The 13,907-nt window shown below is 64.6% G+C and carries 8 protein-coding genes; 2 read left to right on the forward strand and 6 right to left on the reverse strand.

Going from position 1 to position 13,907, the window contains the following annotated elements:
- Nucleotides 1-120: 120 nt before the first annotated feature.
- The 6 genes from Q0330_RS10045 to Q0330_RS10070 all read right to left on the reverse strand — a co-directional run bounded on the left by Q0330_RS10045 (nt 121) and on the right by Q0330_RS10070 (nt 11,329).
- Nucleotides 121-1,752, reverse strand: coding sequence for an alpha-D-glucose phosphate-specific phosphoglucomutase (locus tag Q0330_RS10045; RefSeq protein WP_299478176.1), 1,632 nt, complete (start codon nt 1,750-1,752; stop codon nt 121-123).
- Entirely contained in the window at nt 1,749-3,845 is a 2,097-nt protein-coding gene (gene glgX, locus Q0330_RS10050; RefSeq protein ID WP_299478179.1) for a glycogen debranching protein GlgX, read from the reverse strand. The genes Q0330_RS10045 and glgX overlap by 4 nt, the downstream gene beginning before the upstream one ends.
- Nucleotides 3,846-3,852: 7 nt before the next feature.
- Entirely contained in the window at nt 3,853-5,271 is a 1,419-nt protein-coding gene (gene glgA / locus Q0330_RS10055) for a glycogen synthase GlgA (RefSeq protein WP_299478290.1), read from the reverse strand.
- 137 nt (nt 5,272-5,408) lie between these two features.
- Complete coding sequence (glgC, locus tag Q0330_RS10060; protein WP_299478182.1) at nt 5,409-6,677, reverse strand: glucose-1-phosphate adenylyltransferase; 1,269 nt, start codon at nt 6,675-6,677, stop codon at nt 5,409-5,411.
- A 25-nt stretch (nt 6,678-6,702) separates the two neighbouring features.
- Nucleotides 6,703-8,871 carry a 1,4-alpha-glucan branching protein GlgB gene (glgB, locus tag Q0330_RS10065; RefSeq protein ID WP_299478293.1) on the reverse strand — a complete coding sequence of 723 codons (2,169 nt, stop codon included), beginning with the start codon at nt 8,869-8,871 and terminating at the stop codon, nt 6,703-6,705.
- A 19-nt stretch (nt 8,872-8,890) separates the two neighbouring features.
- Nucleotides 8,891-11,329: a glycogen/starch/alpha-glucan phosphorylase gene (locus Q0330_RS10070; protein WP_299478185.1), complete on the reverse strand. Its 2,439-nt coding sequence runs from the start codon at nt 11,327-11,329 to the stop codon at nt 8,891-8,893.
- Nucleotides 11,330-11,434: 105 nt separating this feature from the next.
- Here Q0330_RS10070 and Q0330_RS10075 point away from each other — a divergent pair, with 105 nt between their 5' ends.
- Entirely contained in the window at nt 11,435-13,033 is a 1,599-nt protein-coding gene (locus tag Q0330_RS10075) for an alpha-amylase family glycosyl hydrolase (protein WP_299478296.1), read from the forward strand.
- Between the two features lie 272 nt (nt 13,034-13,305).
- Nucleotides 13,306-13,890, forward strand: a complete 585-nt coding sequence (locus tag Q0330_RS10080; RefSeq protein ID WP_299478188.1) for an NAD(P)H-dependent oxidoreductase — start codon at nt 13,306-13,308, stop codon at nt 13,888-13,890.
- Nucleotides 13,891-13,907 lie beyond the last annotated feature (17 nt).

The following is a 13,907-nucleotide window of genomic DNA, read 5'->3' on the forward strand; positions in this document are numbered from 1 at the left end:
AGGCTCCGCAACTGGGGATGCGGGGCCTGTGCCAGATTTCGCCGCCTTAAGGAAGGGTCAGGCGGCGGGTTCGGGCGGCGACCTGCCCGGTTTTCGGGAAACGGGCAGGTCGCGCGTGGTTCAGGTGGTCACGTCCGGCTTGTCGCGGCCGGTATGCTGGCGGATCAGGGCGATCTCCTCGGCAGCCTGCACGACCGGGGACAGCGCCTCCTCGACCGGCATGTTCAGCTTGCCGTCTGCGGGCTGGTAGCGTTCCAGATAGACCCGCAGGGTCGCGCCCTCGGTTCCCGTGCCCGACAGCCGCATGACGATGCGCGAGCCATCGGTGAAGGCGATGCGCAGGCCCTGGTTCTTCGAGGTCGAGCCATCGACCGGGTCCAGATAGGCAAAATCGTCGGCGCTTTCGACGGTCAGCCCGGCGAAGCTTTGCCCCGGAAGCGTGTCCAGCATGTCGCGCAGCCGGTCGACAAGCGCATTGGCATCGGCACTCGGCACCGCTTCGTAATCGTGGCGCGAGTAATAGTTGCGCCCGTATTCGGCCCAGTGATCCGCCATGATCTGCTGCACCGACTGCTTCTTCGCCGCAAGGATGTTCAGCCACAGCAGCACCGCCCAGAGCCCGTCCTTCTCGCGGACATGGTCGGAGCCCGTTCCCGCCGATTCCTCGCCGCAGAGCGTCGCCTTGCCGGCATCGAGCAGGTTGCCGAAGAACTTCCAGCCGGTCGGGGTCTCGTAACTGCCGATCCCGGCCTTCTCGGCCACCAGATCGGCGGCGCGCGAGGTCGGCATGGAGCGCGCAACGCCTGCCAGACCCTTCGCATAGCCCGGCGCCAGATGTGCATTCGCCGCCAGCACCGCAAGGCTGTCCGAGGGCGTGACGTAAGCACCGCGCCCGACGATCATGTTGCGGTCGCCGTCGCCATCGGACGCGGCGCCGAAATCGGGCGCGTCGGGGCCGGTCATGACATCCATCAGCTCATGCGCCCAGACCGGGTTCGGGTCGGGGTGACCGCCGCCGAAATCGGGCAGGGGCCTAGCGTTCACCACGCTGCCCGCCGCCGCGCCGAGACGGTTTTCAAGGATTTCGCGCGCATAAGGGCCGGTCACCGCATGCATGGCGTCGAAGCGCAGCCGGAAGCCGCTGGCCAGCAGCGCGCGGATGTCGGCGAAATCGAACAGGCTCTCCATCAGCGCCGCGTAATCGGCGACCGGATCGACGATCTCGATCTCCATCTCGGCCATGCGGGTGGTGCCGGGTTTCGACAGATCGGCGTCCTGCGTTTCCAGAATGCGGTATTCGGTCAACTCCTTCGTGCGCGCGAAGATCAGGTCGGTCACGCCTTCCGGGGCCGGGCCGCCATTGGCGCCGTTGAATTTCAGCCCGAAATCCTCGCTCTCGCCGCCGGGATTGTGGCTGGCGGACATGATGAAGCCGCCATCGGCCTTGCGCTGACGGATCAGGTTCGAGGCCGCCGGCGTCGACATCAGCGCATTGGTGCCGACGATGACTTTCGCGGCCCCTTGCGCGGCGCACATGCGCAGGATCACCTGGGCGGCGCGGTCGTTGAAGAAACGCCCGTCGCCGCCCAGAACCAGTGTCTTGCCTTTGACGCCGCCGATGGCGTCGATGATCGCTTGAACGAAATTCTCCAGATAATGCGGCTGCATGAAGACGCGGGTCTTCTTGCGCAGGCCCGATGTGCCGGGCTTCTGGCCCTCGATGGGCTGGGTGGAGATGGTCGAGATGGTCATGCACGTCCCTCCTCTGGCATGAATACGGCGATGGACTCGGGCGCGACCTCGGCCGAGGTGCCGCTTTCCGCGCGATCCTGCGCCAGCGGATCGGCCGAGTCGAGAACCCGCATCCAGCCCCCCTGGGGCAATGCGGGCAGGATCATCTGCACGGGACCCGCGCCACCATTGATGGCGATGAAGGCGGCGTCCTTCGGGTCGGCCACGCGCTCGGGCGAATTGGCGGCCATGCGGATTTCAAGGGCCAGGGCGCGCAGGTCGCTGCGCTGCCAGTCAGTCGAGGACGGCTCGGCCCCATTCGGCAGGTGCCAGACCAGATCGCGCCCGCCTTCGGGGATCGGCAGCGAATGCAGGAAGCGCCGCTGATGCAGGACCGGATGGGCATGGCGCAGCGCGATCAGCTTGGCGGTGAAATCCGCAAGTGCCTGATCGGGGGCCTGCCAGTCGATCCAGCCGGTCGGGTTGTCCTGGCAATAGGCGTTGTTGTTGCCCTGCTGGGAATTGGCGATCTCGTCGCCGGCCAGCAGCATCGGCGTGCCCTGAGACAGCATCAGCGTGGCCAGCATGTTGCGCCGCCGCCGGGCCCGGGCGGCGTTGATGGCCGGATCCTCGGTCGGGCCTTCATGGCCCAGATTGTCCGAGTAATTTTCGTTATGACCGTCGCGATTGCCCTCGTGATTGGGCAGGTTGTGCTTGTGCTCATAGGCGGTCACGTCGGCCAGGGTGAAGCCGTCATGGGCGGTGACGAAATTCACCGTCGCCTGCGGCGCGCGGCCGTGATGATCGAAGGTCGGCGCCGATCCGGTGACGCGTTCGGCCAGATCGGCGATATTGCCCTCGCCACGCCAGAAGCGGCGCACGCCGTCGCGGAAGCGGTCGTTCCATTCCAGAAAGGGCGGCGGGAAATTCCCCAGCTGATAGCCGCCGGGGCCGACATCCCAGGGTTCGGCGATCAGGCGCGTATTGGCCAGAACCGGGTCCTGACGCAGTGCCGACAGGAACCTGCCGTCGCGGATGAAGCCCGAAGGTTCGCGCCCCAGAACCGGGGCCAGATCGAAGCGGAACCCGTCGACGCCCATCTGCTCGACCCAGTAGCGCAGCGAATCGAGGATCATGCGCATCACCATCGGATGCGCGCAATCGACGGTGTTCCCGGTGCCGGTATCGTTGACGTAATAGCGCGGATTATCCGCCGACAGCCGGTAATAGCTGGCATTGTCGAGGCCCCGGAAGGACAGCGTCGGGCCAAGTTCATTGCCCTCGGCGGTGTGGTTATAGACCACGTCCAGCACCACCTCGATCCCGGCCTCGTGCAGGCGCGTGACCATGTCGCGGAACTCGGCCGGGTCGCCATGGGCGGTATAGCCGGTCTCGGGGGCGAAGAAGGCCAGCGTGTTATAGCCCCAGTAATTGGTCAGCCCCTTGCGCAGCAGAAACGGCTCGTCGGCATGGGCCTGCACCGGCAGCAGTTCCAGCGTGGTAATGCCGAGCCGCAGCAGATGCTCGATCACCGCATCCGAGGCGAGGCCGGCGAAACGGCCCCGCAGGCCTTCCGGCACGCCGGGATGGGCGGCGGTCAGGCCCTTGGGGTGGGCCTCGTAGATGACCACGCGGTCGCGCGCCACGCGCCGGCCACGCGGCAGGGCGGGCGGATCGCTGGTGACCACGCATTTCGGCATGAAACGCGCCGAATCGCGGTGGTCGATGGACATGTCGGCCTGCGCCGTGTGGCTGTCATAGCCCAGAAGCGCATCGTCAGGGATCACCCGCCCCGAGAGGCGCCGCGCATAGGGGTCGATCAGCAGCTTGGCCGGGTTGAAGCGGTGGCCCAGTTGCGGCTCGTAGGGGCCATGGGCGCGCAGCCCGTAAAGCGCGCCTTCGGGCAGGCCGGGGACAAAACCATGCCAGATATCGCCCAGCCGGTCGGGCAGGGTCAGGCGCTGGATCTCTCGCGCGCCATCGGGCGAGAACAGGCAGATCTCGATCTTTTCGGCATGGGCCGAGAAGACGGCGAAGCTGACGCCATCGCCAAGGGGATGCGCGCCGAGCAGGTCGGCACTGCCGGCCGTGATGGCATAGGTCGGGTCGGTCATGGAATCGTCAGCGTCCGGTCAGCTTGTCATAGAGCGCCGCGTAATCGCGGGCCGAGGCGTCCCATCCGACCGGATGGGCCATCGCCCGGGCTGTCATTCGCTGCCAGATATCGCGCCGGGCGTAAAGGGTCGCGGCCTTCTGCAGCGCCAGGTTCAGCGCATCGGCGGTGACTGGCGCGAATTGCAGCCCGGTTGCCACATCATCGCGCAAAGCCGCGACATTGGCGTCGATGACCGAATCTGCCAGCCCGCCGGTCTGCGCCACCAGCGGCAGCGTCCCATAGGCCAGCCCATACATCTGCGTCAGCCCGCAAGGCTCGAATCGCGACGGCACCAGCACGATATCGCCGCCGGCGAACATGCGATGCGACAGCGCCTCGTCATAGCCGATATGAACGCCGATCCGGCCCGGCCAATGGGCGGCGGCGCGCAGATAGCCCTCCTGCAGATCCGGCTCTCCGGTGCCCAGAACCGCCAGCTGTCCGCCGCGCGCGATCAGGCCGGGCAGGGCCTCCAGCAGCAGGTCGAGGCCCTTTTGGCGGGTCAGCCGGCTGACCACGATGAAGAGCGGCCCGCCTTCGGCATCGAGCCCGAATTCGTCGCGCAGGGCCTTGGCGCAGGCGGTCTTGCCGGCCATGTCGGCGGCCGAGTAATTGGCCCCGATCAGCGGATCGGTGGCCGGGTTCCAGACGCCCAGATCGACGCCGTTCAGGATGCCTGACAGCACCTCGGCGCGCGACCGGATCACCCCTTCCAGCCCGAAGCCGAATTCCGCTGTGGTCAGTTCGGCGGCATAGGTCGGCGACACGGTCGAGATCGCGCTGGCATAGACCAGCCCCGCCTTCAGCGCCGAGATCTGGCCCCAATATTCGTAACCTTGCGGGTTGAAGCCGTCATGCGGCAGGCGCAATTCGTCCACCGCGCGGGCCGGGGCGATGCCCTGGAAGGCGATATTGTGGATGGTCATGATCGAAGGGGTCTGGCGCGCCCAGAGCGGCGCGAACCCTGCCTGCCAGTCGTGGCAATGCAGCACATCCGGCACCCATCCATCCGCCAGCCCGTCGCGCGCGATTGCCGCCGCCGCCCAGCTGAGCGCCGCGAAACGGCGCGGATTGTCCGACCAGTCGGCACCGGATTCGTCGATATAAAGCGAGCCGGGGCGGTCGAACAGATGCGGCGCATCCAGCAGCAGCATCTCCAGCCCCGCGACCTGACCGGCCATGACCCGGGCCGGGCCGCCGTAAAGATCGGGATCGGACCAAAGCTCGGTGGGGTTCTCCAGCCGCGCCATGAGCCCGCGATAGGCCGGGATCAGGGTGCGCAACTGCCAGCCAAGCGGGGCCAGTGCGGCGGGCAGGGCGCCCACCACATCGGCAAGACCGCCGGTCTTCACCAGCGGTGCGCATTCCGAGGCGACCGAGAGGATGCGGCCCGCCCCGGCCTGCGCCGCAGGCTTGGCACTGGCCTTGCCCGCAGGCTTTGCCTTGGCCTTCGCCCCCGGTTTGGCGGCGGCTTTCGCCGCAACCTTTTTCACGGGCTTTGCCGCCCCGGTCGCCGCCGGCTTCATTTCGAGGCCAACATGCGGTTGACCATCTCCTGCGTGATCAGCGTCACGCCGCCCTCGCTGACGCGGAACCATTTCGCGTCCTCGGCCGGGTCTTCACCCACGACCAGCCCTTCCGGGATCTCGACGCCACGGTCGATGACGACATTGGTCAGTTCGGCATGGCGGCCGATATTGACATAGGGCAGGGCCACCACCGATTTCAGCGTCGAATAGCTGTTGGCCTTCACCCCGGTAAACAGAAGCGAGTTGCGCACCTGCGAGCCCGAGATGATGCAGCCGCCCGAGACCATCGAGCTGATGGCATGGCCGCGCCGATCCTCGTCGTCATGGATGAACTTCGCCGGCGGCGTGATCTCGCCATAGGTCCAGATCGGCCAGCTGTTGTCGTAAAGATCCAGCTCGGGCGAGAAATCGGTCAGGTCGATATTGGCCTTCCAGAAGGCGTCGATGGTGCCGACATCGCGCCAATAGGCCGGCGCGGACGGGTCCGAGCGCACGCAGCTATCGGCAAAGCGATGCGCCACGGCCTTGCCATGCTTGACCAGTTCCGGGATCAGGTCATGGCCGAAATCGTGGCTGGAATTCGGATCGGCCCCGTCCTTCATCAGCAATTCGCGCAGGAATTTCCAGTCGAAGACATAGATCCCCATCGAGGCCAGCGTCGAATTCGGATCGTCGGGCATCCCCGGCGGGTCCTTCGGCTTTTCGAGGAACGAGATGATGCGCCCGTCGGCATCGACATCCATCACCCCGAAGGCCGAGGCTTCGGCGCGCGGCACGGTCAGGCAGCCCACGGTCACATCGGCACCGGATTCGACATGCTGTTGCAGCATGAGTTCGTAATCCATCTTGTAGATGTGATCGCCGGCCAGAACGATCAGGTAATCGACGTTGTAGCTGTCGATGATATGGATGTTCTGGGTCACCGCATCGGCGGTGCCGCGATACCAGTTTTCCTCGTCCATCTGCTGCGAGGCGGGCAGGATATCCAGGAATTCGTTGCGCTCCGAGCGGAAGAAGGACCAGCCGCGATTGAGGTGGCGGATCAGGCTATGGGCCTTGTATTGCGTGGCCACCGCCATCTTGCGGATGCCGGAATTCAGCGCATTGGACAGCGCGAAGTCGATGATCCGCGATTTGCCGCCGAAATAGACGGCCGGTTTCGCGCGCCGGTCGGTCAGCTCTTTCAGCCGAGAGCCGCGGCCGCCGGCCAGCACATAGGCCATGGCGCGGGATGACAGGCGTTGAGGTCTTTGCAAGGTCATGGGTTCCTCCCCCAGGGTGAAATCGTCAAACGGCCTCGTAAACGAGGACGGAAAGCGGCGGCAGGTCGATCAGTGCCGACTGGTCGTAGCCCTGCCATTCATCGCCATCGGCGGTGATCACGGTGGCGGTCGGCATGTCCGATCCGCCGTAAACGCCGGCATCGCTGTTCAGCCTGAGCTTCCACTTGCCGTCGCGCGGCAGGCCAAGCCGCCAGCCATGGCGCGGCACCGGTGTGAAGTTGCAGATCACCGCGACCGGCGCATCGCCCGCCTCGCCATAGCGGGCATAGGCGACGACCGATTCCTGCGAGGCCCCGCCCTCGATCCAGCCGAAGCCCTCGGGCGCATTGTCGCGCCGATGCAGCGCCGGCAGTTCGCGGTAAAGATGGTTCAGGTCGCGGACCAGCGATTGCACGCCCTTGTGGCTGGGATCGTCCAGCAGGTGCCAGTCCAGCGAAGCGTTGTGGTTCCACTCTTTCCACTGGGCGAATTCGCAGCCCATGAACAGCAGCTTCTTGCCCGGATGGGTCCACATGAAGCCGTAATAGGCGCGCAGATTGGCGAATTTCTGCCAAGCGTCGCCGGGCATCTTCTCGATCATCGAGCCCTTGCCGTGAACCACTTCGTCATGGCTGATCGGCAGGATGAAATTCTCGGAAAAGGCATAGACCAGCCCGAAGGTCAGCTGGCTGTGGTGATGGGTGCGGTGGACGGGTTCACGCTTGATGTAGTCCAGCGTGTCGTTCATCCAGCCCATGTTCCACTTGAAGCCGAAGCCGAGGCCGCCGGTATCGACGGGGCGCGAGACGCCCGGGAACGCGGTCGATTCCTCGGCCACGGTCATGATCCCCGGCACCTCGCCATAAGCCACGGTATTCACGTCGCGCAGGAAGTCGATGGCTTCCAGATTCTCGCGCCCGCCATGAATGTTCGGGACCCATTCGCCTTCCTTGCGCGAATAGTCGCGATAGAGCATCGAGGCGACCGCATCCACGCGCAGCCCGTCGATATGGTATTCCTGCAGCCAGTAGAGCGCATTGGCGGTCAGGTAGTTGGAGACCTCGCGCCGGCCGTAATTATAGATCAGCGTGTTCCAGTCCTGATGGAACCCCTCGCGCGGGTCGGCATGTTCGTAAAGCGCGGTGCCGTCGAAACGCGCCAGCCCATGCGGGTCGGACGGGAAATGGCCCGGCACCCAGTCCAGCAGAACGCCGATCCCGGCCTCATGCGCGGTCTCGATCAGGGCGCGGAATTCGTCGGGCGTGCCGAAACGGATGGTCGGCGCGTAAAGCCCGACCGGCTGGTAACCCCAGGAACCGTCGAAGGGAAATTCCGAGACCGGCATCAGTTCGAGATGGGTAAAGCCCATCTCGACGACATAGGGGATCAGGTCACGGGCATGTTCCAGATAGGACAGCGGGCGATTGCCGTCCTCGGCGACGCGGCGCCAGCTGCCCAGATGGACCTCGTAGATCGATATCGGGGCGGCGACGTTCTGCGCCTCCTGCCGGGTCTGCATCCAGGCGCCGTCATGCCAGTCATGCCCCTCGATCCCGCGCACGACCGAGGCCGTGGCCGGCGGATGTTCGGCCCCGAAACCGACCGGGTCGGCCTTCTGCGGCAGCGGTTCGCCATGCGCGCCGGTAATGGCGAATTTATAGGACGCACCTTCGCCGATATGGGGGATGAAAATTTCCCAGACCCCGGTCGAGCCGCGCCGCCGCATCCCGTGCCGGCGCGCATCCCAACTGTTGAAATCGCCCAGCAGGGCGACGCGGCGGGCATTCGGTGCCCAGACCGCGAAATGCGTGCCCTCGACGCCCTGATGGGTCATCACATGCGCGCCCAGCACGCGCCAGAGCTGGCGATGCGTGCCCTCGCCGATCAGATGTTCGTCGATCTGGCCCAGCACCGGACCGAAGCGATAGGCGTCTTCGTATTCCCATTCCGCCCCGGCATTGCTGCCGCGCAGAAGATAGGGCGAAAGCAGGGGCATGACGCCGATGAACAGGCCCGGCGCGCCATCGACGGGATCCATCGGATAGACGCCGCCAACGGTGGCGAGGGCCATTTCCTCGGCCCCGTGATCGAGTGCCGCGATCCGCCAGCCATCGCCATAGGGTTGTGGCCCGAGCAGCGAGAAGGGCTCCGCCTCGCGCCCGTCGGACAGTGCCTGCGCGCGATCGGGCGGCAGGGCCGGCCCGCGATCGTCCTTAGCTTGCAACGCGTCTGGATCTTTCTGCCGGTCGTTCATTGCCTGCCTCCCCCATTTTCCAGATCCGGTCCATGTAGTCGCGAACCGAGCGGTCGGACGAGAACCAGCCCATCCGTGCCGTATTCAGCGCGGCCATTCGGTTCCAGTCCTGCATATCTCCATAGGCCGCATCAATCCGTTTCTGAACAGATTGGTAATCGGCAAAATCCGAACAGACGAGATAGGTGTCCCAATTCGTCAGGATATCGACCAGCCGGCCATAACGCGCCGGATCGCCGCCGAAGGTGCCAAGCGCGATCAGGCTGATGGCGCGCGACAGCGACGGGCAATCGGCGATGGCCTTGCGGGCATGGTCGGGCACCTGTCGACGGGCCTCCACCTCCTCGGTGGTCATGCCGAACAGGAAGAAGTTCTCCGGCCCGACATGCTCGCGGATCTCGACATTGGCGCCGTCGAGCGTGCCGATGGTCAGCGCGCCGTTCAGCGACAGCTTCATGTTGCCGGTCCCGGACGCTTCCTTGCCGGCGGTCGAGATCTGTTCCGACAGATCCGCCGCCGGGATCAGCCTGACCGCCATGGAGACGTTGTAATTCGGCGGATAGGCGACCATCAGGCGGCCCTTCATCAGCGGGTCGTTGTTGACGACCTCGGCCACGTCGTTGATGAGGTTGATGATTTCCTTGGCAACGGCATAGCCCGGCGCGGCCTTGCCGCCGAAGATCTTGACCCGCGGCTGCCAGTTCGCGGTCGGGTTCTGGCGGATCTCGTCCCAGCGGGCGATGGTTTCCAGCACGTTCAGAAGCTGGCGCTTGTATTCGTGGATGCGCTTGATCTGCACGTCATAAAGCGCGTCCGGGTCGGGGGTGATGCCCAAAGTCTGGCCCAGCCAGTTCGACAGCGCCACCTTGTTGTCGCGCTTGGCCGCCGCATAACGGTCGAGCCAAGCCTTGTCGGTCACATGCGGCTCCAACCCCGTCAACTGGTCGAGGTGATCGACCCATTCATCCCCGCCGAGGGTTTCCGTAATCAGCCCCGACAGCGCCGGGTTCGCGGAATAAAGCCAGCGGCGCGGGGTCACGCCATTGGTGACATTCTCGATCCGGCCCGGATGCAATGCGTTCAGGTCGTGAAAGACCGATTCCTTCATCAGTTCGGAATGCAGGGCCGAAACCCCGTTCACATGGCCCGACTGCATGAAGGCCAGCCGGCCCATATGGACCTGACCGTGATGGATGGCCGACAGCTCCCACGGGCGGGTCGGGTGGCGGCGCTTGTGGTGGTCGTCGATCCGCTCGACGAGGTCCATATGGCGCGGCAGGACCTTGCGGAACAGACCTTCCGACCAAGCCTCCAGCGCCTCGGGCAGCAACGTGTGGTTGGTATAGTTCAGCACCCGTTCGGCCATGTCGGCGGCGGCGTCGAACTCCTGGCCGAAATCGTCGATCAGCACCCGCACCAGTTCCGCGCCGGCAATGGCGGGGTGGGTGTCGTTCATCTGGATGGCGACCCGTTCGGGCAGCTTGGCGATGGTTTCGCCTTCCGAGACGAAGCGGCGCATGATGTCGCGCACCGAGGCGGCGGTGAAGAAATATTCCTGCTTCAGGCGCAGTTCCTTGCCGGCCTCGGTCGAATCGTCGGGATAAAGCACGCGGCTGATCGTCCGGGCCAGCGATTCGGCGGCACCGGCGGCGACATATTCGCCCCGGTTGAACCGGGCGAGGTCGAATTCCGCCACCGCCTTGCCCGACCAGAGCCGCAGCGTATTGGCCCAACGCCCGCGCCAGCCGATGATCGGCGTGTCATAGGCGGCCGCGATCACGCTTTCCGAGGGGTGCCAGATCTTCTTGGCGCCGTCGCCCTCGATCCAGCCGCCGAAGCCGATCTCGTAAGCCGCTTCGGGGCGCTCGAACTCCCAGGGGTTGCGCGATTTCAGCCAGCTGTCGGCGGTCTCGACCTGGCGGCCATGATCGAAGCGCTGCCGGAACAGCCCGTGTTCGTAACGCAACCCATAGCCGTAGGCCGGGCAACCCACCGTAGCCATGGATTCCATGTAACAGGCCGCGAGACGGCCCAGCCCGCCATTGCCGAGCGCGGCTTCGGGTTCGTCATGGATGACCTCGTCATAGCTGACGCCAAAGCCGTGCAGCGCCTCGCGCGCGGCATCGTCGAGGCCCAGGTTCACGACCGAATCCTCCAGCAGCCGGCCGATCAGGAATTCCATCGACAGGTAATGGATGCGCTTCAGCTTGCGGTCATAGGTGGCGCGGGTCGAGGCGAACCACGGCTCGACGATGCGATCGCGAATCGCCAGCGACAGCGCCACGCGCCAGTCATGGACCGAGGCATGGGCCTCGTCCTTGCCGATGGAATAGGTAAGATGGTCACGAATGGACTGGGCCAATGCGGCAGGGCTGGCGGCGGTCGCGGGCAGAGTCATCGTTGCGTTCCGTATGTCTATGATGATAGCGGCATGTTAGCGGCAACATTACGGTGATCGTGCCCGGTGTTCAATGGCGTGGATTGCGAAGGAGGTATGACGATGGTGAATGGCTGGTGGCGCGGATCGGTGACCTATCAGGTCTATCCGCGGTCCTTTCAGGACAGCAATGGCGACGGAATCGGCGATCTGAACGGGATCACCGAGCGGCTGCGCCATATCGCGAGCCTCGGCGTCGATGCGGTCTGGCTGTCGCCGGTCTTCACCTCGCCCATGGCCGATATGGGCTATGACGTGTCGGATTATACCGATATCGACCCGCTTTTCGGCACGCTGGCCGATTTCGACCGGCTGGTCGCCAAGGCCCATGAATTCGGGTTGAAAGTGATCATCGACCAGGTGCTGAGCCATTCCTCGGACCGCCATCCCTTCTTCGTCGAAAGCCGCAAGGGCAGGGATAATCCGAAATCCGACTGGTATGTCTGGGCCGATGCGCAGCCCGACGGCAGCCCACCGAATAACTGGGCCTCGGTCTTCGGCGGCTCGGCCTGGGAATGGGACGGGCATCGCAAGCAATATTACCTGCACAATTTCCTGACCTCGCAGCCGGATTTCAACTTCCACAACAAGGAAGTGCAGGATTGGCTGCTGGAAACCATGCGCTTCTGGCTGGATCGCGGCGTCGACGGCTTCCGTCTGGATACGGTGAATTTCTATTTCCACGACGCGAAGCTGCGCAAGAACCCGCCGCGCCGGGGCGAGCCGCAGGTGAACCCCTATGAAATGCAGCTGCACCGCTATTCCAAGACCCGGCCCGAGAACCTGGATTTTCTGGCCCGGCTGCGGGCGCTGACCGACGAATACGGCGCCTCGACGGTGGGCGAGGTCGGCGATTCGACCCGCGCGGTCGAGATCATGGCCGAATACACCTCGGGCGAGGAACATCTTCATCAGGCCTATAGTTTCGACATGCTCGGCCCGGAATTCACCCCGAAGCATTTCCGCTCGAAGATCGAGACCTTCTTCAAGAAGGCCCCGGATGGCTGGCCGACCTGGGCGTTTTCCAATCACGACGTGATCCGGCACATGACCCGCTGGCAGGACCACGCGGCCGATCAGGACAGCCTGGCGAAGCTGGCCTGCGCGATGCTCTTGTCCTTCCCCGGCTCGGTCTGCCTCTATCAGGGCGAGGAACTGGGCCAGACCGAGACGGATCTGGAGTTTTCCGAACTGACCGACCCGCCCGGCATCCGCTTCTGGCCCGATTACAAGGGCCGCGACGGCTGCCGGACGCCGATGGTCTGGGAAGATGCCGGCAGCAATACCCATGGCGGCTTTTCGACCGGCACGCCCTGGCTGCCGGTGAAGGCACCGCAACTGGCGCGCAATGTCGCCGGGCAGGAGGCCGATATCGGATCGGTCCTGCATTTCTATCGCCACATGCTGGAATTCCGCTCCGAACGCGCGGACCTGCATGGGCGCGGCATGGCGCATTTCTTCAACCGCCCGGACCCGGTGCTGATGTTCCAGCGCGGCGCGCTGATCTGTGCCTTCAACCTTGGCCCCGATACGGTCGAGACGAACCTGCCCCCCGAAGGGCGCGGCGGGCATCTGGTCGGGCCGTCGCAGGCGGCAGGGCTTTCGGGCCGCAGCCTGACGCTTGGCCCGAACGGTTTCGCGTTTATCCAGATAGTTACCCGCTGAAATTCGAAAATGCCGCTACAAGGACAAGGGGCTGCGTCTGACGCGGCCCCTTTTTTCGCGCGTGCGGGCATGGAAGGTGGGCTGCTTCTGCCCTTGGAATGGCTTGATGAGGTTGCGTGATGGAAACGGCATGAGCAATGTCGTTCCACATTTTCGAACACGGGGTTTTGCTGCGGCGCTCTGGATGGTTATCCGGCAATAAACTAGCCTCTGCCTCGGATTGAAGAAGCCTCCGGTTATGCCGGACATCTCAGCAAAAGGAATATGACAGGATGAGCAAACCCAAGATCGCCGTCATCATCGGCTCGACCCGCAAGACCCGCTTTGCCGACAAACCCGCCGCCTGGCTGATGGAGCAGGTCGCAAAACGCGACGACATGGCATTCGAACTGGTCGACCTGCGCGATTACGAATTGCCGTTCTTCGACGAGATGGCCTCGAATCTGTGGATGCCGAGCAGCGATCCCAAGGCCGTTGCCTGGCAGAACAAGGTCGGTGAATTCGACGGCTATATCGTGCTGACAGCCGAATATAACCATTCGATCACCGGGGCGCTGAAAAATGCGCTGGATCAGGCCTACAAGGAATGGAACCACAAGCCCATGGCCGCCGTTGGATACGGTGGCGTCGGTGCCGCGCGTGCAATCGAGCATCTGCGCGGCATCGCGGTCGAATTGCAGATGGTGCCCACACGCAATGCGGTGCACCTGGGTGGGGGTGAATTCATGAAGGTCAGCCCGCTTGGCCAGAACGGCGACATGGCCGAGGTCGACGAGGTGCTGCAACCATCGCTTAACGCGTTGCTGGACGAACTGGCCTGGTGGGCCAAGGCCACCATGGCCGCCCGCGCCGCCTGAATTGTGTAACGAGTAAC

Origin of the sequence: uncultured Paracoccus sp., from assembly GCF_937873615.1 — a bacterium.
Taxonomy (GTDB): domain Bacteria; phylum Pseudomonadota; class Alphaproteobacteria; order Rhodobacterales; family Rhodobacteraceae; genus Paracoccus.